21 protein-coding genes are annotated in these 20,575 nt (G+C 70.7%); 10 read left to right on the forward strand and 11 right to left on the reverse strand.

Features of this window, described 5'->3' with window-relative positions; all coding sequences use genetic code 11:
• The first annotated feature begins 257 nt into the window (after positions 1-257).
• The gene (locus ABTZ94_RS15095; protein WP_351201161.1) at positions 258-1,103 is read left to right on the forward strand and encodes an SGNH/GDSL hydrolase family protein; all 846 of its coding nucleotides are present in this window, start codon (positions 258-260) and stop codon (positions 1,101-1,103) included.
• Between the two features lie 48 nt (positions 1,104-1,151).
• Here the strand turns inward: ABTZ94_RS15095 and ABTZ94_RS15100 are convergent, their stop codons facing one another.
• Genes ABTZ94_RS15100 through ABTZ94_RS15125 form a run of 6 tightly spaced genes read right to left on the reverse strand, consistent with a single transcriptional unit; the run spans position 1,152 to position 7,322 of the window.
• Positions 1,152-2,030: an STM4011 family radical SAM protein gene (locus ABTZ94_RS15100; RefSeq protein ID WP_351201163.1), complete on the reverse strand. Its 879-nt coding sequence runs from the start codon at positions 2,028-2,030 to the stop codon at positions 1,152-1,154.
• An 8-nt stretch (positions 2,031-2,038) separates the two neighbouring features.
• Positions 2,039-3,403 (reverse strand): STM4012 family radical SAM protein, encoded by a 1,365-nt coding sequence (locus ABTZ94_RS15105; RefSeq protein ID WP_351201165.1) that lies wholly within the window; start codon positions 3,401-3,403, stop codon positions 2,039-2,041.
• On the reverse strand, positions 3,400-4,215 hold the full coding sequence (locus ABTZ94_RS15110; RefSeq protein ID WP_351201217.1) for an STM4013/SEN3800 family hydrolase: 816 nt from the start codon (positions 4,213-4,215) through the stop codon (positions 3,400-3,402). Before ABTZ94_RS15110 ends, ABTZ94_RS15105 begins: the two co-directional genes overlap by 4 nt.
• 37 nt (positions 4,216-4,252) lie before the next feature.
• Positions 4,253-5,407 carry an STM4014 family protein gene (locus tag ABTZ94_RS15115; protein ID WP_351201167.1) on the reverse strand — a complete coding sequence of 385 codons (1,155 nt, stop codon included), beginning with the start codon at positions 5,405-5,407 and terminating at the stop codon, positions 4,253-4,255.
• Positions 5,388-6,359 carry an STM4015 family protein gene (locus tag ABTZ94_RS15120; protein ID WP_351201169.1) on the reverse strand — a complete coding sequence of 324 codons (972 nt, stop codon included), beginning with the start codon at positions 6,357-6,359 and terminating at the stop codon, positions 5,388-5,390. Before ABTZ94_RS15120 ends, ABTZ94_RS15115 begins: the two co-directional genes overlap by 20 nt.
• Before the next feature lie 6 nt (positions 6,360-6,365).
• Positions 6,366-7,322 carry an STM4015 family protein gene (locus ABTZ94_RS15125; RefSeq protein ID WP_351201171.1) on the reverse strand — a complete coding sequence of 319 codons (957 nt, stop codon included), beginning with the start codon at positions 7,320-7,322 and terminating at the stop codon, positions 6,366-6,368.
• Positions 7,323-7,523: 201 nt separating this feature from the next.
• On the opposite strand from ABTZ94_RS15125, the gene ABTZ94_RS15130 reads away from it, so the two are divergent.
• Positions 7,524-7,850, forward strand: coding sequence for a DUF8820 family protein (locus ABTZ94_RS15130; RefSeq protein ID WP_114247858.1), 327 nt, complete (start codon positions 7,524-7,526; stop codon positions 7,848-7,850).
• A gap of 181 nt (positions 7,851-8,031) precedes the next feature.
• Complete coding sequence (locus ABTZ94_RS15135; RefSeq protein WP_351201173.1) at positions 8,032-9,033, forward strand: DUF6745 domain-containing protein; 1,002 nt, start codon at positions 8,032-8,034, stop codon at positions 9,031-9,033.
• A 164-nt stretch (positions 9,034-9,197) separates the two neighbouring features.
• Here the strand turns inward: ABTZ94_RS15135 and ABTZ94_RS15140 are convergent, their stop codons facing one another.
• From ABTZ94_RS15140 to ABTZ94_RS15155, 4 genes are read right to left on the reverse strand one after another with little or no spacing between them, the layout of a single operon-like run.
• On the reverse strand, positions 9,198-9,809 hold the full coding sequence (locus ABTZ94_RS15140; protein WP_351201175.1) for a TetR/AcrR family transcriptional regulator: 612 nt from the start codon (positions 9,807-9,809) through the stop codon (positions 9,198-9,200).
• The gene (locus ABTZ94_RS15145) at positions 9,791-10,066 is read right to left on the reverse strand and encodes a hypothetical protein (RefSeq protein ID WP_351201177.1); all 276 of its coding nucleotides are present in this window, start codon (positions 10,064-10,066) and stop codon (positions 9,791-9,793) included. The genes ABTZ94_RS15140 and ABTZ94_RS15145 overlap by 19 nt, the downstream gene beginning before the upstream one ends.
• 47 nt (positions 10,067-10,113) lie before the next feature.
• A complete protein-coding gene (locus ABTZ94_RS15150) occupies positions 10,114-11,334 on the reverse strand; it encodes a glutamate dehydrogenase (protein ID WP_351201179.1) in 1,221 nt (406 codons plus the stop codon).
• Positions 11,331-12,953 carry a thiamine pyrophosphate-binding protein gene (locus tag ABTZ94_RS15155; protein ID WP_351201181.1) on the reverse strand — a complete coding sequence of 541 codons (1,623 nt, stop codon included), beginning with the start codon at positions 12,951-12,953 and terminating at the stop codon, positions 11,331-11,333. The genes ABTZ94_RS15150 and ABTZ94_RS15155 overlap by 4 nt, the downstream gene beginning before the upstream one ends.
• Before the next feature lie 328 nt (positions 12,954-13,281).
• Between ABTZ94_RS15155 and ABTZ94_RS15160 the strand changes: the two genes are divergently transcribed.
• From ABTZ94_RS15160 to ABTZ94_RS15190, 7 genes are all read left to right on the forward strand, one after another.
• Positions 13,282-13,722: a PPOX class F420-dependent oxidoreductase gene (locus ABTZ94_RS15160; protein WP_351201183.1), complete on the forward strand. Its 441-nt coding sequence runs from the start codon at positions 13,282-13,284 to the stop codon at positions 13,720-13,722.
• A gap of 95 nt (positions 13,723-13,817) precedes the next feature.
• Complete coding sequence (locus tag ABTZ94_RS15165; RefSeq protein ID WP_351201185.1) at positions 13,818-15,056, forward strand: MBL fold metallo-hydrolase; 1,239 nt, start codon at positions 13,818-13,820, stop codon at positions 15,054-15,056.
• A 392-nt stretch (positions 15,057-15,448) separates the two neighbouring features.
• Entirely contained in the window at positions 15,449-17,407 is a 1,959-nt protein-coding gene (locus ABTZ94_RS15170; protein ID WP_351201187.1) for an ATP-binding protein, read from the forward strand.
• A 7-nt stretch (positions 17,408-17,414) separates the two neighbouring features.
• Complete coding sequence (locus tag ABTZ94_RS15175; RefSeq protein WP_351201189.1) at positions 17,415-17,849, forward strand: roadblock/LC7 domain-containing protein; 435 nt, start codon at positions 17,415-17,417, stop codon at positions 17,847-17,849.
• A gap of 2 nt (positions 17,850-17,851) precedes the next feature.
• Complete coding sequence (locus ABTZ94_RS15180) at positions 17,852-18,223, forward strand: DUF742 domain-containing protein (RefSeq protein WP_327271533.1); 372 nt, start codon at positions 17,852-17,854, stop codon at positions 18,221-18,223.
• Between the two features lie 247 nt (positions 18,224-18,470).
• The gene (locus ABTZ94_RS15185) at positions 18,471-19,031 is read left to right on the forward strand and encodes a GTP-binding protein (RefSeq protein WP_351201219.1); all 561 of its coding nucleotides are present in this window, start codon (positions 18,471-18,473) and stop codon (positions 19,029-19,031) included.
• 20 nt (positions 19,032-19,051) lie between these two features.
• Entirely contained in the window at positions 19,052-19,615 is a 564-nt protein-coding gene (locus tag ABTZ94_RS15190; RefSeq protein ID WP_502967248.1) for a GAF domain-containing protein, read from the forward strand.
• 30 nt (positions 19,616-19,645) lie between these two features.
• Here the strand turns inward: ABTZ94_RS15190 and ABTZ94_RS15195 are convergent, their stop codons facing one another.
• Complete coding sequence (locus tag ABTZ94_RS15195) at positions 19,646-20,548, reverse strand: transketolase family protein (RefSeq protein WP_351201193.1); 903 nt, start codon at positions 20,546-20,548, stop codon at positions 19,646-19,648.
• Positions 20,549-20,575: the final 27 nt, after the last annotated feature.

The raw sequence follows: 20,575 nt of genomic DNA on the forward strand, positions 1-20,575 counted from the left end.
CGCGGGGTTGGTCATTTGATCTTGTACGCTTGAGCTGAGAAATACTCCTGGGGCGGTGGGGTGCGGCCCACCGCCCCTTCTGCTTGGACCAACCGGCACATGGGGGCGGCATCGTGGGGCTCCTTCTCCCGCACCCCATGTACCGGTCGGTCTTATTCCCCCTATTACCAAAACCTGACCGGGTGGTCTATCTCACCACCCGTCAACCTCTTATTACGGTCGCGTAGGTCACATTCGGCGGTGCAGGATGAGCGTTTGTGGCAGACGATTCGAGAAAAAATCAACGTAGCGTCATCAACCGACATGGCGTCATCGGGTCGTACGCAGCGATTGGCGACAGCTTCACCGAGGGAGTCGGCGACCCCGGCCCGGACGGTACCTACGTCGGCTGGGCGGACCGTTTCGCGGTACTTCTCGCGGACCAGCTCCCCGACCCTGATGCGGGGACGAGCACCGAAGGCTCCGCTCACGGGAATTTCAGGTACGCCAATCTCGCCGTACGCGGACGCCTCCTCGACCAGATCGTCGAGGAGCAGGTGCCGCGCGCCAAGGAGCTCGCACCCGACCTGGTGAGCTTCTGCGCGGGCGGCAACGACATCATCAGGCCCGGCACCGACCCCGACGACGTGGCCGAGCGCTTCGAGCACGCGGTCGCCGAGCTGGCCGAATCGGTCGGCACCGTCCTGGTCACCACCGGTTTCGACACCCGAGGCGTTCCCGTGCTGCGGCATCTGCGCGGCAAGATCGCCACTTACACCGCCCATGTGCGGTCCATCGCCGACCGCTACGACTGCCCGGTCCTCGACCTGTGGTCGCTGCGGTCCGTCCAGGACAGGCGCGCCTGGGACGACGACCGGCTCCATCTGTCGCCCGAGGGACACACCAGGGTCGCGCTGCGCGCCGCCCAGGTCCTCGGCATCGACGTGCCGGCCGACCCGGACCAGGAATGGCCCCCGCAGGTACAGCGCGGCACGCTCGAAGTACGGCGCGACGACATCCACTGGGCGCGCGAGTACCTGGTCCCGTGGATCGGACGGCGGCTGCGAGGCGAGTCCTCCGGCGACCATGTCGAGGCGAAGCGGCCGGACCTCCTGCCGCTCTAGGCTGCGTCCGCCACCGCAGTGCCCTCCCTCGCCGGACGGGCTCGAGGTTCAGGCGCGTCCGGCGAGAGGCGGCAACGGCGGCGCCGGTATCCGTTCCAGCACACCGCCCGCGAAGACGTCGTACAGCGGCAGCGTCTCCAGATGCACATAGCCGATGTGGCAGTCGCAGACAGCCAGCGGACAGGCCCGCGGGCCGAGAGAACGCCGGTAGCTCCCGTCGTAGAGGTTGCCGAGCTCCGCCGGGACGAAATGGCAGCGCCGCACCGTTCCGTCGCCGTCCACCGAGATGACCGACTCGCCCGTCCGGCAGGGCAGCCCGGCCGACCGGTGCGGATGCCGGCTGTATGGGAAGAGCGGGTCGAGGTCCGTCCAGCGGTCCGCTTCCTCGTCCGTGTAGGTGTGTCCCTCCGCGGCGTTCACCCAGAGGTAGACCTCGTCCGGCAGGGCGTCACGCAGCCGCCGTGCCTCGGCGAGATGGTCGTCGAGACCGACGACACCGACGCTGTGACGGATGCCGATCGCGGCCAGCTCCCGGCATTTGATGAGGAACCGCTCGTACGGCGTCTGCCCCGGGTGGTACGTGCACCAGAGCGCGATCTTCTCGCGGCCGGCGTCACCCGCCTCGGCCAGCCACCCCGTACGGCTGCTGAGATTGGTCTGGATCGCGACCCTGCCGATGTGCGGCAGCTGCGCCAGCTCGACCAGCGCACGCCGGTACCAGGAGCGGACCAGACCCTCGCCCCACGGGGTGAACAGGACCGAGATCCGGTCGCCTGTCTGTGCCGCGGCCCACACCATGAACCGCTCCAGCGCGGCGCGGTCGGCGCGCAGCTGCTCCCGGCTGTCGCGCCGCTTGGCGAACGGGCAGTACGGGCAGTCGTAGTCGCAGGACGCGAGCGGACCGCGGTAGAGAATGGTCAGGTCCATGGGCGCGCTCACTTGAGTTCGTACGCGGCCATCGCGGCCCGTACGTCGGGGGAGAAGAGTTCGGGGCCCAGTGCGTCGGAGTGGGCCAGGCCCTCGGGGGAGAGCTGCAGCAGGCCGGACGCCCCGGCCGTCGCGTCGAGCCAGCCGCGCGCCTCGAACCGGGCCAGTTCGGCGGGGAAGTCATCGGCCGGGGAGCTGCCGAACCGTTCCCGGTAGTCGGCCGGTTGCAGCCCCTCGGCCTGGAGGACCGACTGCAGGAGGTGGCGGCGGCGCGCCTCGTCGCCGTCGACGTACCGTCCGACCTCGGCGCGCGAGAAGTCCTCGGTCCCGGTGTAGCCGTCGATGATCGCCCGTACCTCACGCGTCTCCACCGCATAGTCGAAGGAGTAGTGCAGCTTCGAGGTGTACGAACGGGCGCCGCACCCCAGGCCGATCATGCCGTCGGTCTGACAGGCGTAGTCGTCGGGGCCGTCCGTCCGCGGGGCGTCGGCGCGGCGGAACATCCGCATGGACACCTGCTCGTAGCCGTGGGCGAGAAGATGGTCCCGGCCCGAGCGGTACAACCGCAGCCGCTGTTCGTCCCAGGCGGCGTCCGCCGCTGCCTCGCCGTCGGCGCCGAGCCGCCCGAGACCGGTCAGCGGGCGGACGTACAGCGGATAGAGATACAGCTCCTCCGGCTGCCAGCCGAGCGCCGCGTCCAGCGAGGTGCGCCAGCTTTCCTCGGACTGCCCGTCGATGCCGTAGATCAGGTCGATGTTCAGGATCGGGATGCGGGCATTACGTATCCGGTCCAGCGCCGCCTCCACATCGGCGCGGTGCTGCGGTCGTACAGCGGCACGCGCCTCGGCTTCCACGAAGCTCTGCACGCCGATGCTGATCCTGGTCGTCCCGCGGTCGGCGAGGACGGCCAGCCGGTCGGCCGTCGCGGTCGACGGCGACGTTTCGACCGACAGCGGAACGGACCGCAGATCGGCGCCCATCCGCTTCTCCGCGATGTCGCAGAGCCGCTCCAGCTCCGCCGCGGTCAGGAACGTGGGAGTGCCTCCGCCGAACGCCGCCGCGGCGAAACGCACCGGCTCGGCGTCTCCCAGCGCGTCGCGGACGGCGGTGGCCTGCCGGTCCAGAGCGTCGAGGTACCGGGTCGTCAGCTCGTCGGGAGCGCCGATCCGGGTGAAGAGATTGCAGAAACCGCAGCGGACCTCGCAGAACGGTATGTGGAGATAGAGCGAGAGCGCGTCCTTGCGCTCGGCCGCCCACAGCTCGCGCAACGCCGGCCGGTCGGCGAGGGGGCGATAGGCGGTCTTGTGCGGATAGGCGTAGACATAGCTCTGGTACGGGCGGGTGGTCTGTGCGACGGTCGTGGTGCGGCTCATGGTGCGGTGGCCCCCGATTCCAGGAAGAACTGCGCGTACGGAACGGTCCAGACGGACTCGTGACCGAGCCGGTGACCGGTGTAGCCGTCATCCCCGTACGCCGTTCCGTGGTCGGAGCAGACGATGGCGAAACAGCGGCGGCGGCTGCTCGCAGCGGCGAAGAGCCGGCCGATGTGGGCGTCGACGTACTCCAGGGCAGCGGCATGGGTGGCGCGGGAATCGCCTGCCTCGCGCGTGGCCCCCGGCTGGTGGAACCAGTTGGGCTGGTGCAGGGCGGCCACATTGACGAAGAGGAACAGCCGTTGCTCGGCGGTGAGTTCGGCGACGACCTGCTCGGCACGGGCCACCTGCGCCTCGAAGGACGTGGGTGACGCGACGCCGAACTCCGGTTCCCAGTGGCTCTCCTGGAACATGCCGGGCAGTACGGAGCCGAGCGGCCCCTGCCGGTTGAAGAAGCCGACGCCGCCGATGCACACCGTGCGGTAGCCCGTATCGGCGAGGCCGGACAGCAGATCGGGGGTGTCGAAGACAAATGTGCCCGAAGCAGTGGACTCACTGCCCGCGAAACGCGCAGCGAACAGTCGGGGGTGCGGCCCCTGGCCGACCGGTGTCGGCAGGAATCCCGCGAAGATCGCCTGGTGGGAGGCGTAGGTGAAGCTGCCGGGCGCATGCCGCTTCTCCCAGACGCCGTCCGGGAGATGGCGCGCCAGATGCGGGATGCGTCCGGCGGCGGCGAGCTCCGCCGCCACGTCGTAGCGCAGCGTGTCGAGGGTGATGAGCAGCAGGTCGTGGCTGCCCACGATCTCGCTCATGTCCGGGTTCCGGGCGTCCGTGAGGGCGGGCGCGGTGTCAGGGAGTGGCGGTTGCACGGTGGTTCCTTGCTCTGTTCAGTACGGCGGCGACCTGCGCCGCATAGGTGTCCAGGCCCTCGGCGCCGCTGCCGGGAAGCCCGGTCAGCCGGGGCAGCAGATCGCCGAAGGCGTTGACCTCGCCGACGGCGAAGCGCCGCCAGCCGGTCGCGGGCAGCAGATCGACGCCCACACACAGCGTGTCCGGGAAACAGGCCGCTGCCCGTTCGCACACGGCCAGGGCCTCGGCCCAGCTGCTGCCCGCGGCCTCGACGGCCGCACGGACGTCGTCGAGACTTCCGCGCTCGCCGCCGAGGTGAAGATTGGTCATGGGGGAGTGGCTGGTGCGCACGACGGCATGGGTGGCCCGGCCGGCCACCACCACGACCCGCAGGTCCGTCGCCCGGCCGTGCTGGGTGGCCTTGGGCAGCCAGCGCTCGATGTGCAGCCCGTCCGGTGCGAGTGCGTCGACGATCGCCGCGACCTCCCGCTCTGTCGTACAGCGCCGCACTCGCAACGAGTTGAAGAGCCGCCCGGCCGTGTCGCGCTCCACCGAAGTGGTCGCCCTGACCCGGCCGGGCCCGGCTGTCTCCACGGCCAGGACCCCCGAGGCGGACGAGCCGTGCGCCGGCTTCACAAAGGCCCGGGGCATGCCGTGGGCGGTCATCCGGTCGCGTACGTCCCCCCAGTCGCGCACCACGGGGGCCGCGGCTCCCGAGGTCGGCGACGGGGGTACGGGCACTTTGGCGCCGTCCAGCACGGCATGGCAGAGCCGCTTGTCGAACAGCACCGCGACATCGCCGGGGTCGTCGAGGAGAACGGCACCGGAAGCGGCTGCCGCCCGCGCCACTGCCCGTACGGCCGAGGTGAACCGGGCGTACCACAGGGCGGTGCCCTCGACCCTGGCTGGATCGCCGACTGCCCGGAGCAGCCGTTCCACCTCGGGGTCCTCACCGGGCGAGTCCATTCGTACGGTCTCGCCCGGACGGAAGGCGGCCTCGCCGCGCAGGACGTGCAGCCAGGGAACGACCCGCGCGGGCGGCAGCCCGGCGGCGCGCACGGCGTCCTGGAAGAGCGCGACCCGGCGGTTGCCGGGCACACCCACGACGGCGAAGCGCGGCGCCGGGCCGGTTGCGCTATTCGCTGACGGCGACATAGCGGTGGCCGTCCTCTTCCGGATCCCAGTCCTCGACCTCATGGATCTCGCCGTTCACCCGGTCGGCACCGAGCAGGTCCCTGAGGCGGTCCACCAACGGGTCGCTGATGTAGTGATGGTGCAGATCCAGCGAGGTCAGGTGGGTGAGCGGCTGGCCCGAGAGCAGCGCCTCGGCGCCTTCGTCGCCCAGGGTTCCCATTGCGAGGGAGAGCGACTCCAGCTGGGCCACGACAGGGGCGGAGGCGACCGCGGCCGCGATCTCGTCCTGGATCTCGCTGTTCTGCAACCCCAGATGGCGCAGGGCGGGGAACGCCGCACCCGACAGCACCGGCGCGAGGTCCTCGACCGTCACGTCTCCGCCGTACTCGGCGACGCCGAGCCAGAGTTCGAGGTGCACCAGAGCGGGCAGTTCCGACGCTCCGATCGCCCGTACGATGCCGGACGGCAGTCCGCCCGACTCGAACCGCAGCGACTTGAGCGCCTTGTGCCGCACCGGCTGCAGGCCGAACGGCTCCTTGCCGTCGATCGGCTCGTCGCACCCGCGTACCGCCAACTCCTCCAGCTGTCCGAACGCCTCGACCACCGGCGTGATGTCGGACATCTCGAACCACGACAGTTCGCACTCCTCGCTGACGACATCGGCGAGGAACAGCGCCTTCAGGGCCGGAATGCGGTCCGCGTGGCCGACCAGCAGATCGACGACGGGGGCGAAGGATTCGTACTCCTCCTGCCACCAAGGACCGATCAGCAGTGCCCGTACCTGCGCCGTGTCGACCGTGTCGACGAAGTGCTGCCACAGCGCGGCGAACGTCAGATCGCCCTGCCAGGCGCTCTCCAGCCGCCACGCGACCGAGTCGGCGGCCGGGAGAGGGGCGGTGTGCGACTGGGCCGGTCCCGGCAGGGTCAGGACGGGCAGGCCGTGGAACGTCTCCGGGTGTTCGATCTCAGTCATTGCGCATCACTCCGAAATCGCGGTGTAGCGGCCTTCGATGCCGCGGTCACCCCAGGGCTCCTCGCGTTCCGACACATCGACCTGCACCCCATGGGGTTCCAGCGCCTGGGTGATCCGGCGCTCCATCGGCTCGGTCATGAAGTGGTGGTGCAGATCGAGCCTTTCGAGATGGGTCAGCGGCTGGCCGTCCAGCAGCGCCGCCGCGCCCTCGTCGCCCAGCGTGCCGTGCGACAGGTCGAGGGTACGCAGCTGGGCGACGACCGGGGCACCCGCGACGGCAGTCGCGATCTCGTTCTGCACCTCGCTGTTGCGCAGACCGAGGTGGTGGAGGCGGGGGAAGCGGGAGCCGGAGAGCAGCGGCGCCAGGTCCGCCACATCGGCGTCGCCCCCGTACGCGGAGACGCCGAGCCAGAGATCGAGCCGCTCCAGTGCGGGCAGTTCGCTGTCCAGAATGCCGCGGATCACTCCGACCGGCAGGCCGCCGGTCTCGATGGTCAGCGAACGCAGCAGCTCGTGCTTCGTGGGGGAGAAGACCAGATCCGTGCCGCCCCGCACGCCCAGCTCCAGCAGGCCGGGGAACGCGGTCAGCAGCGCGGTGACATCGGACTGCTCGATCCAGGAGATCTCGTTCTCCTCCGGGATGATGTCGCCGACGAAGACGGCCTCCAGCGAGGTCAGCCGGTCGGCCGCGGCGATGACCAGATCTATCGGGTAGGACGAGGTCTCCTCGTACGACTCGCCCCACTGACCGATGATCAGCGCCCGCACACCGGCCGGGTCGACCGCCGTCAAAAACGCCTGGAACGCCTCCTCCCAGGTCATCTCGCACTCGTCGTCGTACGGATCGACCGAGATGCGCCAGGCCGCCGCATCGGCGGCCTGCACCGGCGCTTCCTTCGTCGCGTGCTGGAAGTCGACGGCGGGAAGGCCGAGCAACTCGTGCAGATGGTCCACACCGGACATGACCCTGAGCTCCTGGTACTGGGGGACGGCTGATGTCCGCAAGGTCTATCAAGCCGCACTGACAACGGCGCGACCGGGGGACCGTCCGTGACAGGTCCACCGACCCCCGTGGGAGCGGGGCGCCGGTCGATTGTCAGACCCTCCCCTTAGCGTCTTCCTCGTGGCCGGCACAGCGGGTGCGGCCATCGAGGGGAGACGTCTGTGTACCGGCAGGGCGATGTACTGATCGTGTCGTTGGAGGAGTCGGCGGTGCCCGCGCATCTCGTGGACGCGCCGGGTGAACCGAGGGACGGCCGGGGACGGATGATCCTCGCGCTGGGCGAGGTCACCGGCCATGCCCATGCGGTTCAGGGGCCGGGCCGGCTGATGCGCGAGGCGGGTGCCTTCGGGCCGATGCTGCTCCATCTCCCCGAAGGCGGGCGGGTGGTCCACGAGGAGCACGCGGCGATACCGCTGTCGAAGGGCTGGTACCGAGTGGTGCGCCAGCGGGAGTACGCGCCGGGGGCGGTCCGCATCGTCGCGGACTGACGCGCCCGGGGCCGCCCGGGCCCGCCCGGCGGCAGCGGACCCGAGAAGTGGATCCGAGCCCCGAAGCACTGCGGACCACCGGAGTTCGCAGCACAGCAGAGCACAGCACAGCGCACGACAGCGCACAGAACACAGAACACAGAACACCGAACGACACGGAATCAGGGGACGGGGAAGACCGATGCAGTACGTGGACTCATGGCGGGCCGTGGCAGCGGCGACAGGCGCGGCGGACCGGGCCGCGGCCGAGGACGGGCTGCGGCTCGCCTACCGCAGCGCAGGACTTGCCGAGCCGGAGCGGATCGTCTGGGTCGACTCGCCCAGGGCCGCCGTGAAGGCCGTCGAGGAGCTCGTCGACGCCGGACGCTCGGTGCGTGACGAGGTACGGACCCGGCCCTGGGCGCAGGAGCGGCGCCGGATGTACGACGAGCTGGGCCCGGCGGGCTGGTCCGCTCTGTGGTCCGCCACAGGGGCGCAGCTCTGGGAGACCACGGCGGCGCTTGCCGAGCGGATCAGGAGCGGTGTCGTCGCGGACCTCACGGAGCGTCCTGAGGACGAGTCCGATGTCCGGCTGGTGCTGCTCGACGCGGTCCTGGGCCAGCACGATGCGGCATGGCTCGCCGCGTTCGACGGCCGCGGTGACCGGCTGGACGGTCTGGCCGAGGTGGCCAGGCACGCGGGCTGGTGGTGGCCCTACGAGCGTGTCGTGGTGATCAGTGAGCGCCCGGAGGCGCTCCACCGGGACGAGGCGGGCCGGCTCGACCGAGGGGACGGCCCGGCGCTCGCCTATCGCGACGGCTTCGCGCTCCACGCCTGGCGAGGCATGCCCGTGCCCGCCGAATTCCTCGCGGAACTGAACTCCCTGACTCCCCAACGGATACGTGAGGAGGAGAACGCCGAACTGCGCCGCGTGATGCTGGAGTTCTACGGTTACGACCGCTACCTCACCGAGTCGGGCGCCGAGCCGGTCCATCGCGACGAGACGGGCATCCTCTGGCGGATAGCGCTGGACGGCGACGAGGACGTGGTGATGGTCGAGGTCGTCAACTCCACCCCGGAGCCGGACGGAACCCACCGCACCTACTGGCTCCGGGTGCCGCCCGGCACGAGGACCGCGAAGGAAGGCGTGGCCTGGACCTTCGGACTCCACGGGGATGCGTACGCACCCCTGCGCCAGACCTGACCTTCGTCGGCCGAGCAGGCGGAGCGCCTTTCAGTTCTGGCGTTGAGGCGGGCGCCGATCCGGACGCTGGCCTGGATGAGCGGCGCCCGGGGGACGGGGGCGATATGACCTGGGCCGCGAAGTGCACGATGACCAGGTCCAGTTCGGCCCGCGGGAAACGCGTTTCAGGCCGTCAGTGCCGCGCGGTCGATGCCGAGTTCGCGGGCGAGGGCCTCGTCGGTCCAGGCCAGCAACGTGGCCCGGGAGAGCGGACCCGCGTACGACGTCATCTGCACGGCCAGGCCGTCCAGCAGGGCGGTCAGCCGCCAGGCCACGGACATCGGGTCGTCGCAGTGGAACTCACCGGCGGCGGCGCCCTCTTCGATGACCTCGGCCAGCTCCGCCTTCCACTGCTGGTCGAGATCGCCGGCCACATTGCGCAGCGCCGGGTCGCGCAGCGAGGCCGCCCAGCCCTCGATCCACAGCCGCCAGCCCTTGGCCTGGCCCGTCGGGGCGTACCAGCGGACGGCGGCGCGCAGCCGCCGTACCGCACTGGTGCGGCGGCTCAGCAGCTTGCGCAGATGGGCGAGGTCGGCCTCGGCGGCATGCGCGAAGGCGGCCGCGACCAGCTTCTCCTTGGTCGAGAAGTGGTAGAGCACGAGCGCATTGCTCACACCGAGCACGGCGGCCACGTCGGCGATCCGTACCGCTGCGACCCCTCGCACCTCGATCTGTTCGACGGCAGCGCGCAGGAGCTCCTCGCGCCGTTCGGCCACGCTCAACCGCACTCTTGCCACGGTGTCACCCTAACGAATGCACGGGGCCCGGGCAGGCCGCGGGCGGAGCCGGCTACGGCCCCGCCCCCTGCGCCCGCCAGGACCGTGCTCCCGCTGTCCGTGCCCGGTGCCCCGTCGCGTCCGGAGAACACCGGGAGCGCGACCTTCGGCTTGCCGCCCTCCCTGATGACCTGGGCGGCACCGGCCTGCTTGCCGAGCGCCGGGTTGAAGGGGGCGGACATCCAGTCGTCCCGGTAGTCGCCGTCCTTGCGGTTCACGGTGGGTGGTCCGCTCAGAACAGCCTTGGCCGGTCGTGCAGTTGGGTTCAGCGGTACCAGCCGAACCGCTGCGCGATCACCGGCAGCCGGTCGGCGACGATGGCATGGGCGGCGGTGCGCGGGGTGCAGTCGTCGGCCTCGGCACGGGCCAGCATCAGGTCGATGAGGGCCCGCATCGAGCGGCGGGTGTGTCCGAACGCTTCGTCGGCGTCCGCGCCGATGTCACCGAACAGCGTCCACCACCACCAGGCGTTCGTACCGGAGTTGACGACCACATCCGGCAACACCGTGATCCCGCGCACCGCAAGCAGTTCCTCCGCCTCCGCAAGCACCGGCATGTTCGCCGCCTCGACGACCCAACGGGCCTGTATCCGCGCCTGGTTGGCGGCATCGATCGCGTAAGAAACGGCTGCCGGTACCAGTATCTCGGCTTCCTGCTCCAGCCAGGCGTCCGCGGGCAGCTCCCGGTCCCCGTCCCGGAGCGCGCCGCGGTCCACCGTCCCGTACCCGTCCCTGGCGGCCAGCAGTGCCTCGACGTCCAGGCCGGCCGGATTGGCGATCGTGCCCTTGACGTCGGCCACGGCGACCACCGTCAGCCCGGCCCGCGCCAGGAACCGCGCCGTGGCCCCGCCCATGGTGCCGAGCCCCTGGACGGAGACCCTTGCCTCCCGGTAGGGGACGCCCGCCCGGTCCAGTGCCGCGAGCGCCGACTCGGCGACCCCGCAGCCGCCGACCAACTCGTCGAGCCCGATGCCGTCCACCTCGACGGCGAATGCGTCCGCGAGACGCTGCCGCGCCGCCGTCTCGTCGTCGAGCAGGGGGTAGACGGCCTGGATCGAGGAGACGAGCCCGGCCTCGGCCGCCGCCCGGTCCACTATGTCCTGGGTGAGTCCCAGGTCCTCGCCCGTCGTCCACACGTTCTCGATGTACGGGCGCACGGCCCGCAGATAGCGCACCAGAACGCCGTACGCCTCCGGGGCGCGCGGGTCGCAGTCGATGCCTCCCTTGGCTCCGCCGAGCGGTATGTAGCGGGCCCCCGTGTCATCGGCGTCGAAGTGGAGAGCTTCCTTCATCGTCATGCCGCGGGCCAGCCCCGCCACCTCGTCGAGGGTGCAGCCCGCCCGCATCCGCAGTCCGCCGCTGGACACGCCGCGCACCAGCCGGTCGACGACCAGATGCCCTTGGCGGCCGGTGATGTGGTCGGTCCAGGTGAGCGAGATCAGCGGGGTGGACGGGTTGGTGGGGCGGGACACCGCAGGTGTGGTCATCGGGGGGTCTCCTCGGTCACGGTGATCACGGTGGGCCCGGGGGTGGTCAGGGCCTGGGACAGGGCGCGGGCGAGCGCCTCAGGGGTGTCGGCACGGGTGCCGTGGCCGCCGTACGCCCGCGCCAGCGCAGGCAGGTCGACGGATGGCAGATCGACGCCGACGGGGGTGTCGCCGCGTGCCGCCATTTCGTCGCGGATCTCCCCGTAGCCTCCGTTGTCGAACACGACGACCGGCAGCGGCAGCCGCAGCTGGGCGGCGGTGGCGAGCTCCTGCACGGAGAACTGCAGCCCGCCGTCCCCACTGAGCGCCACGACCTGCCGGTGGGGGTACGCGGTCTTCGCGCCGATCGCCGCGGGCAGCGCGTAGCCGAGGGTGCCGAAGCCGGTCGGGTGCAGATAGCGCCCGCGCGGGCCGACGGGCAGATGGGGCAGGGCACCGTAGTAGCAGCACTGCGCACTGTCCGAGGTCCAGATCGCGTCGGCGTCCAGCACGGTCCGTGCGGCCCGCAGATACGGCACCCAGCGGCCGTCGCGCTCCGCGGTCTCGGCGTCCCGCGCGGCGCGCAGCACCCGTACCGCGGCGGCACTGTCCCGCGCGCCCGAGTCCCCGGTTGCTTCCTCCAGCGCCTTCCGCAGCGCCTCCAGCGTGGGGCGCGCCGCGCCGACCAGCGCCAGATCGGCGGGCAGTCCCGCGTACATCTGTGAGGGGTCGATGTCGACCCGGATCAGCGTGCCGCTCAGTGTCGGCGGTGCGGACCACAGATCGGACTCGGCCAGCTCGGTGCCGACCGCGAGCACCGCATCGCAGTCGGCCAGCCACTTCTGTAGGGACGGGCTGTGCAGCGACACCCCGAGCGACAGCGGATGCGTCTCGTCGACGATCCCCTTGCCGTTGGCGGTGGTGACGACCGGGGCGGCCAGCGCCTCGGCGAGCGCCCGGCACTCGGCGGACGCGGAGCGCGCCCCTCCGCCGAGGACCACGGCGGGCCGCCGTGCCGAGCGCAGGACCCGGGCCGCGTCCCGGAGCGTGGGTCCGGCCGGGCCCGGGGCGGACAGCGGTGGCGTGAGCCGCACCGGGCCCGCCGGCTGCGCCGTCTCCAGCAGATCCAGCGGCACCTCGACATGGACCGGGCGCGGCCGCCGGGTACGGAACAGGGTGAACGCACGTGCTACCGCCGAGCCGATCTCTTCCACCGTCGACACACGGTGGCTGAACGCTGCGACCGCGCGCAGTGCCTCGGTCTGGCTGCGCATCTCGTGCAGCAGACCGGTCGGCTGACGGGGGTGGCACAACGGCATCCCGGGCGACACGACCAGCAGCGGCACGCTGTCCGAATACGCCTGACCGACCGCTGCCGTGATGTTGAGCAGGGCCGGCCCGGTGGTGGTGATCGCCACCCCGGGCCGTTCGGTGACCCGTGCGTACGCGTCCGCCGCGTATCCCGCGCCCTGTTCGTGCCGGGGCGTGACATGCGCGATCCCGTACGGGGCCAGATGCCGGTAGATCTCCAGGTTATGCGTTCCGGGAATCCCGAACGCTTTGGTGACCCCGTGCGCCGCCAACGCGCGGACCACGGCCTCGCCGCCGGTCAACGACGCATTTCCCGGTTGTTCGGACACGCCGGCTCCCTCCATTGACAGGTAGGTATCAACTCGTCGATTTACTGAATCGCCGGTCAGTATCTGGAGCCAGGAGCACCCCTGTCAATGCGGCCACTACTGAACCGTGGTTCAGTTACCGGACCGCATCGGTCCCACCGGCCTGCGAGGCGCTCCACCTCGGGCGGTGGACGTTCTCCTTCGGTTCGGCCCGGATGCCGTCCGGCGGCGCCATGGGACGCCGTCGGCGGGCTGCGTCCACGGGCATGACGGACGGGGGTCCCCGGATGCGAAATGGGAGTACGTCCGAATGCGGAATCCTGTGGCAGGCACGCGCGTTGGATTCGGCATGACGGGATTCGATGCACAGCAGGACGCGCTGCTCGGGCTGCTCGGCGAGGAGAGCGGCGGCGTACTCGTGACGCTCAAGCGGGACGGCAGGCCCCAGCTGTCCAATGTCAATCACTTCTACTACCCCGACGAGCGCATCGTCCGCATCTCGATCACCGAGGACCGGGCGAAGACGAAGAACCTCCGCCGCGACCCGCGGGCGAGCTATCACGTCACCAGCGCGGACCGCTGGGCGTGGACGGTCGTGGACGGCACGGCTGAGCTGACCCCGGTCGCCGCCGATCCACACGACGCGACGGTGGAGGAGCTGATCACGCTCTACCGCGACGTCCAGGGCGAACACCCCGACTGGGACGACTACCGCAATGCGATGGTCCGGGACCGCCGCGTGGTGCTGCGGCTGCGCATCGAGCACGCGTACGGGCAGCCGCGTGGCTGACGGACCGGTCCGGCGATCGGTCCGTCACCGTTCCGCTCTCGCACTGTCGTACCCCCGACCATAATGAGACGACATCGACTCCCTCAGGAGATGCTGTGACCGGCGCTGACCCCTTGCCTCCGCTCCGTACCCGGCTGCGTTCGCTGCGTCCCGCCGCATTCGGTGCAGATCCGGGCGGTGCCCGCATGGAGCGCATCCGCCGCTCGCCCAACTTCGCCGACGGCGTCTTCCAGAACCCGGTGGGGGCGCGGACCAGCCCGTCCGGATCCGCCCTGGAGTTCGCGAAGGTCTACTTCCGCAAGGAGGAGCGGGCACGCAGGGCACCGGTCGGTACCGTGCCCGTCCACGCCACCACCTACGCCGACCTCGCCGGGCCGCCCGCCACCGGGCTGCGGCTCACCTGGATGGGCCATTCCAGTGTGCTCGCCGAGATCGACGGCCGACGGGTGCTCTTCGACCCGGTGTGGGGCGAGCGCTGTTCGCCCTTCGCCTTCGTCGGGCCCAAGCGGCTGCACCCGGTGCCGCTGCCGCTCGCCGCCCTCGGACCCGTCGACGCCGTGGTGATCTCCCACGACCACTACGACCACCTCGATCTGCCGACGATCCGCGCCCTCGCGGGCACGGACACGGTGTTCGCGGTCCCGCTCGGCGTCGGCGCCCATCTGGAGCGGTGGGGGGTTTCGGCCGACCGGATACGCGAACTGGACTGGAACGAGACCACGAAGATCGCCGACGTCGGCCTGACCGCCACCCCGGCCCGGCACTTCTGCGGCCGCGGTCTGCGCAACCAGCAGCACACGCTCTGGGCGTCCTGGGCCGTCGTGGGTCCCGAGCACCGGATCTACCACAGTGGTGACACCGGCTATTTCCCCGGCTTCAAGGACATCGGCGCCGAACACGGCCCGTTCGACGCGACGATGATCCAGATCGGCGCGTACTCCGAGTACTGGCCCGACATTCATATGACGCCGGCCGAGGGCATGCGGGCCCATCTGGATCTCCAGGGCGGCAAGCCGCTCGGCGCGATGCTCCCGATCCACTGGGCCACCTTCAATCTCGCCCCGCACCCGTGGGCCGAGCCGGGCGAGGGGACTCTCGCCGCGGCGGAGGACGAGGGCGCCAGAATTGCCCTGCCGCGCCCCGGCGAGCCCTTCGAGCCCACGGCGCAGACCGTCCCCGACGAGCCGTGGTGGCGTGCGGTGGCGCCGCAGCCGGTGGAGCGCCGGCCCGCGGGCGCGGCGCGGATCACGGACCTCTCGGTCGAGGTGGCCGGTGCGGGCCTGGCCGCCGAGGATGCGGAGGCCGACCACGCCGAGGTGGCGCCGACGGCATAGCGCGTTCCCGGGCGTGTCCCGATTGCGGCGTACGGATCACACGCGCGGAACCTCAGACGGCTCGGCCCGTCCGGCACGACCGGACGGGCCGAGCCGTTCCGTGCGTTCAGGGGTTTCGCTCCCGTAGACCGTTCGGGTGTCGGTCGATCAGATGCCAATGCGGCGTAATCGGTCTCTCGTGCGAGAGGTCATACCAGAGCGGGACGGATGGTGGGCAAGTTCGACAACCGCCCGTCGCACATGCGTGATTGACGACTACCGTGTGTGTCCGGTGATCAACGGTGGGCTCACATCTTTCGAGCCTGCCCGACCGATGAACCGAGCCTGACCGACCACCGTAGGTGCCACCGCATGAACGCCGATTCCTGGTGCCCCACGTACCGAGGACACTGATGTCTCAACTTCGCGCACCCGAAGCGCGACCGGAACGCCGAGAGGGCGGACGGCACGGCCGACCGGGTGCCCGTTCCCGCTCGGCCACGGCCAGGCCGCGTGCCGCACAGCCGTCCCCCGAGGCGCGTATGCGCCCCCAACTTCTGCGCACCGCGGTGCTGCCGACCGTCGCCGCAGTGCTGAGCGGAGCCGCAGCGGTCATCTTCACCGTCCGCTCCACCGGAGCCCGGCCGTCCACCGAGCTGTGGACCGCACTGGGCGGGGCCGGCGCACTGGCCGCCGCCGCCGTGCTGGCCGCGTACCTCGCCGCCAACCGCGTCGCCACCACTGTCTTCGGCCGCTGTCTGGCGCTCCGCCGCGCCAGCGCACAGGGCCAGGCCGAACTCCAGCGGGTGGTGGATCAGCTCCGCAACGGCGAACGCGTGCCCGCACGGAGGCCCGCGCAGCCCGCCGCGCCCGGCAGCGATCCCTTCGAGTTGCTCGCGCAGGAACTCGCCCGTCAGCAGGAAGCCGCCGTGGCCGCGGTCGTGCAGGCGTCCCGGCGCTGCGACCACACCGGCGAGGACCAGAAAGTCGAGGTCTTCGTCAATCTCGCCCGTCGGCTGCAGTCGCTCGTACACCGCGAGATCCAGCTGCTCGACGAGCTGGAGCACGAGGTCGAGGACCCCGATCTGCTCAAGGGTCTCTTCCATGTCGACCATCTGGCCACCCGCATCCGCAGGCACGCCGAAAACCTCGCCGTCCTCGGCGGCGCCGTCTCCCGGCGCCAGTGGAGCAACCCGGTCACCATGACGGAGGTGCTGCGCTCGGCGATCGCCGAGGTCGAGCAGTATCCGCGGGTCAAACTGGTACCGCCGATCGACGGCACGCTGCGCGGACACGCCGTGGCCGATGTGATCCATCTGCTGGCCGAACTCGTGGAGAACGCCACCGTGTTCTCTGCCCCGCACACCCAAGTGCTGCTCCGTGCCCAGCAGGTCACCGCCGGACTGGCCCTGGAGGTCGAGGACCGGGGCCTGGGCATGCCGGGCAATGAGCAGAAGCGGATGAACGCCCTGCTCGCCGACCCCGACCAGGTCAATGTGGCTCATCTCCTGCAGGACGGCCGGATCGGCCTGTTCGTCGTCGCGTCACTTGCCCGACGGCACGGCATCGCGGTCCAGCTGCAGAGCAACATCTACGGAGGCACTCAGGCCGTACTCGTCCTCCCGCAGTCCCTGCTGGGCGTGGACGGGGACGCACCGACCGAGGCCGACGCGGCTCCGGTTCCGCCCCCGGGGCCCGTACACCGTCCGCCGGCCGAGGCCGACACCGGAAGCCACCACAAGCCGAACCCGATCCTGAACCCCGGGCCGGGATCCGGTCCGGACCCGTCACCCGCCCCGCAGGCGAGTGCCAATCGACAGCCTTATGTGCCCACCCAACCGCTTCGCCTGCATCAACCACCCAAGCCTGCGCGACGCGAGGGCGAAGCCCCGCCACTCCCACTGCGCGCCGAGCGCCTCGACCGCCCCACCCCGGCCGCGGCCCACCCCGGAACCCGGCGCACGGACGACGCCCCCGCGGCGCTCCCATCCGAGCCCGGAGTCGTACGCGGCACCATGGGCAGGCCACAACTTCCCAGGCGCGCCAACCAGGAGCACCTGGTTCCGCAGCTCAGGGAGGCACCGGTCCCGCGCACCGAGGACGAACAAGCCCTGCACGACCCGGGACTCATGGCAGCCTTCCGGCGGGGCATCGAACTCGCGGAGGCCCGTAGCGAATCCGAGGCGGACACCGACCGGGGCCCGGACACGAGCCTCGAAACGGCGGCCCCGCAGACCTGGCAGCCCCAGACCTCGCCCGGACCACTGCCGGTCCGCGGACTCAGCGCGACCGTCGCCCCGCACCACCCGGCCCCGGATCCATCCCTGGCCCCGGCCACCGACCCCCTCGAAGCGAACACCTCCAAGGAGTAGATGCACCATGGCGACCGATATGCCGTCCGGTCAGGTCTCGGACCTCGACTGGCTGCTGAGCGGGCTGGTCCAGCGCGTGCCGTACACACGCAGTGCAGTCCTTCTCTCCGCCGACGGGCTGGTGAAGTCCCTCCACGGCATGGACGCCGACAGCGCCGACCACATGGCGGCGCTGGCCGCCGGCCTGTACTCGCTCGGCCGCAGCGCCGGAGCGCGCTTCGGCGACAGCGGCGACGTACGACAGGTGGTGGTCGAACTCGACTCGACACTGCTGTTCGTCTCCACCGCCGGGTCGGGCACCTGCCTCGCCGTACTCGCCGGCTGCGAGGCGGACGCGGCGGTGCTCGGCTACGAGATGACCATGCTGGTCAAGAGCGTCCGGCCCTATCTGATGACTCCGGCGAGACACGCGGCCGGGACACCGGGCGCCACGGGGCTGTGAGGGTGTCGGTTCCGCAGGACGGGCCGTTGCTCGACGATGCGGCGGGCCGGCTCATCCGCCCGTACACCGTGAGCAACGGCCGTACCCGTCCGACGACCGTGCTCGACCTGCTCTCCCTGGTGATGGCCACCGGGACCGAGCCGCAGATCCATCTCGGTCCCGAGCACTCCGTCGCGCTGGGGCTGTGCGGCGGCCCCACCTCGGTGGCCGAGATCGCCGCCCATCTGCGGCTGCCCGCAGTCGTCACCAAGGTGCTCGTCTCCGACCTGGTGGACTGCGGGGCAGTCACCGCGCACCCGCCCGCCTTTCATGACATGCCCACCGACCGATCTCTGCTGGAGGCAGTGCTCGATGGCTTACGACGACAGCTCTGACGGCTTCGGCAGCTCCGCCGCGTACGAGAACAGCGCAAGCTCCGAAGGCTTCGGAAGCCACGCAAGCCATGCAAGATATGGCCATTCGGAAGGCTACGGCGACGCCCGTGGCGCTTATGACTCCGGCGATATCCACGGCTTCGGTGGAACTTACGGCTCCGGTGGCAGTTATGACGCCGGTGGAGCCGCCGGATCCGGTGGAGCCTATGAATCCGGTGGCTCCGAAGGCTTTCCCGTCGCGCTCAAAGTGCTGGTGGCAGGCGGGTTCGGCGTCGGCAAGACGACCTTCGTCGGCGCGGTCAGCGAAATCGCACCGCTGAGCACGGAAGAGCTGTTGACCCAGGTCGGCGCCGCCACCGACAGCCTCGACGGCATCGAGTCCAAGACCTCCACCACCGTGGCGATGGACTTCGGCCGCATCACGCTCGACGAGCAGCACATGCTCTATCTGTTCGGCACCCCCGGCCAGGAACGCTTCTGGTTCATGTGGGACGAGCTCTCCCAGGGGGCGCTGGGGGCGGTCGTGATCGCGGACACCCGCAGGCTCGCGGAGTGCTTCGCCGCCGTCGACTTCTTCGAGCGGCGCGGCATCGGATTCATCGTCGCGGTGAACGAGTTCGACGGCGCCTACCGCTACGCGCCCGAGGAGGTACGGGCCGCGCTCGACCTGGGGCGGGACGTGCCGGTCGTGCTCTGCGACGCCCGGATCGCCAGCTCCGGCACCGGGGCATTGGTCACACTGGTCCAGTACTTGATCAAAGCCACCTCCGCCCCGGCCCCGTTGTCCGGCTTCGGAGCCCACCCGTGAGCCGACACGCCGACGGCCGAATGCTGCTCACGCCTGTCGACCGCGACGCCCTCGTCCGTACCCAGCGGCTACGGACCTTGGGCCTCGGAGAACGTGCCGATGCCTCGTTCGACAACTTTGACGCCTTCGCCGACCGGGTGGCCGAAGTGACCGAAGTGCCCTTCTCGATGGTCAACTTCATCGACGGCAATCGGCAGTTCTACGCCGGGCTGCACACCCCGGCCGGCACGCACCAGGGCTTGGACCTGGGCGCCACGGCCGCGGGCAGCGGCCGCGGCGGCCGGTATGTGGCCCTCGACCGCGGCTACTGCCCGCATGTCGTCGTACGGCGCAAGGCGCTCGTCCTGGAGGACGTCTGCGACTACCCACGATTCGCCGGAAATCCTGTGGTCGACGAAATAGGCATCCGCTCCTACCTCGGCGCGCCCCTCATCGACCGCATGGGTATCACCCTGGGCGCCGTCTGCGCGGTCGACACCGTGCCTCGCCCATGGGGCAGGGCAGGGCTCGACACGATCAAGTCCCTGGCGCAGGAACTCGTCGCGCACATCCATCGGCGGGAGGACAACAGCATCGGGATCTGACCGGGCGCCCGCCCGAGGCAACCGCCCCGGTCATCGGCGGAGAAACGTGCCGATTCGCTCACGCAGCCCCCGCGTATCCAGGCCGTGCGCGGCAAGGTGCTCGTCCATCTCTCCGTACTTGCGCAGCTCGGCGCGCCCCACCCCGAGACCCAGCACGCGGTGCGGCAGCTCGGCGAGCGCGTCATTGGCCGCAGCGGTGGACGTGCCCGCCAGATATGGCTCGACGACGACCACATCGGCCGTCGCGTGATCACCGACCGCCCGCCGCAGCCCGGCCGCGTCGAACGGGCGCACCGTCGTCGCGTACAGCACGGTCACATCGAGGCCGTCGGTCGCCGCGAGTACATTGTCGAGCATCGGTCCGACCGCGATCACGACCCCGCCCTCGCCCTCCCGCACCGCTAGGAACCCGGCCCCACCGCCGACCGGGCGCGCCCGGTCGTTGGACTGCAGCGACAGCCGTACGTACACCCGGCCGTCCCCGGCGGCAGCCTGCCGCAGCAGCTCTTCGGCCTCGTCGGGGTGGCCCGGGACATGAACCGTCCAGTCGTCGAGGGTGTCCAGGAGCGCGACATCGCCCGGTGACATATGGGTGAAGCCGCCGGCGGGCCAGTCGTACGAGCCTCCGGCGCTCACCAGCACCCCGCCCACACCCTGATGGCCGAAGTCCAGTTTCACCTGCTCGAACGGTCGCTCCACCAGAAAGCTGGCGAAGGTGTGCACGATCGGCCGTAGCCCGGCGAGCGCCAGCCCGGCGCCCGCCCCGATCAGCAGCTGTTCCCTGATTCCGACATTGATCACCCGGTCCGGATGGGCCCGCTGGGCCCGGTCGAAGCCGTCCCGGCTGATCTCGGCCAGCACCAGTGCGAGGCGCGGGTTCTCGTCCAGCAGGTGCGACGTGGTCGAGATGAAGCGGTCACGCATCGTGTCCATGAGAAATGCCTTTCTCCCGTTTTATGG

This window comes from Streptomyces sp. NPDC002785 (assembly GCF_040295565.1).
Classification (GTDB): Bacteria; Actinomycetota; Actinomycetes; order Streptomycetales; family Streptomycetaceae; genus Streptomyces.

Coding starts and splice junctions, on each gene's coding strand:
- ABTZ94_RS15125 (WP_351201171.1), bottom strand. CDS start 7,322: ATGTCCGGTGTGGACCATCTGCACGAGTTGCTCGGCCTTCCCGCCGTC.
- ABTZ94_RS15175 (WP_351201189.1), top strand. CDS start 17,415: ATGGCGACCGATATGCCGTCCGGTCAGGTCTCGGACCTCGACTGGCTG.
- ABTZ94_RS15135 (WP_351201173.1), top strand. CDS start 8,032: ATGCAGTACGTGGACTCATGGCGGGCCGTGGCAGCGGCGACAGGCGCG.
- ABTZ94_RS15150 (WP_351201179.1), bottom strand. CDS start 11,334: ATGACCACACCTGCGGTGTCCCGCCCCACCAACCCGTCCACCCCGCTG.
- ABTZ94_RS15160 (WP_351201183.1), top strand. CDS start 13,282: ATGACGGGATTCGATGCACAGCAGGACGCGCTGCTCGGGCTGCTCGGC.
- ABTZ94_RS15190 (WP_502967248.1), top strand. CDS start 19,052: ATGCTGCTCACGCCTGTCGACCGCGACGCCCTCGTCCGTACCCAGCGG.
- ABTZ94_RS15110 (WP_351201217.1), bottom strand. CDS start 4,215: ATGAGCGAGATCGTGGGCAGCCACGACCTGCTGCTCATCACCCTCGAC.
- ABTZ94_RS15100 (WP_351201163.1), bottom strand. CDS start 2,030: ATGGACCTGACCATTCTCTACCGCGGTCCGCTCGCGTCCTGCGACTAC.
- ABTZ94_RS15195 (WP_351201193.1), bottom strand. CDS start 20,548: ATGGACACGATGCGTGACCGCTTCATCTCGACCACGTCGCACCTGCTG.
- ABTZ94_RS15120 (WP_351201169.1), bottom strand. CDS start 6,359: ATGACTGAGATCGAACACCCGGAGACGTTCCACGGCCTGCCCGTCCTG.
- ABTZ94_RS15105 (WP_351201165.1), bottom strand. CDS start 3,403: ATGAGCCGCACCACGACCGTCGCACAGACCACCCGCCCGTACCAGAGC.
- ABTZ94_RS15170 (WP_351201187.1), top strand. CDS start 15,449: ATGTCTCAACTTCGCGCACCCGAAGCGCGACCGGAACGCCGAGAGGGC.
- ABTZ94_RS15115 (WP_351201167.1), bottom strand. CDS start 5,407: ATGTCGCCGTCAGCGAATAGCGCAACCGGCCCGGCGCCGCGCTTCGCC.